1 protein-coding gene is annotated in these 417 nt (G+C 58.0%); it reads left to right on the top strand.

Going from position 1 to position 417, the window contains the following annotated elements:
* Nucleotides 1-417: pseudouridine synthase (locus AC1DJW_RS26610; RefSeq protein WP_476902975.1), on the top strand; the 417-nt coding region annotated here is incomplete at both ends.

Genomic DNA, 417 nt, shown 5'->3' with positions numbered 1-417 from the left:
GGGCTCTCCAGTGAAGTCGGACGTCTGCTTTCCCTGCAGTTTGAACAGCACCAGATGCAGAAAACCTACCACGCTGTGGTTCGCGGCTGGCTGGAGAGCAGCGGGACGCTCGATTATCCGCTGGTGGAAGAGCTGGATAAAATTGCCGATAAACACGCCATGGAAGCGCGCACCGCACAGCCCGCGGTCACCGATTATCAGTCACTGGCAACGGTCGAGATGCCGGTCGGCATTGGCCGTTATCCCACTTCGCGTTATAGCCTGGTTGAACTGGCTCCTAAAACCGGTCGCAAGCATCAGCTGCGTCGTCATATGTCACACCTGCGTCATCCGATTATTGGCGATTCGGCGCACGGCGATCTGCGTCAGAACCGGGGTGCTGCCGAACATTTTGGCGCTAACCGCCTGATGCTGCAC

Source organism: Arthrobacter sp. 05L417 (assembly GCF_056397865.1).
This window is presented reverse-complemented; position numbering and strand designations above follow the sequence as displayed.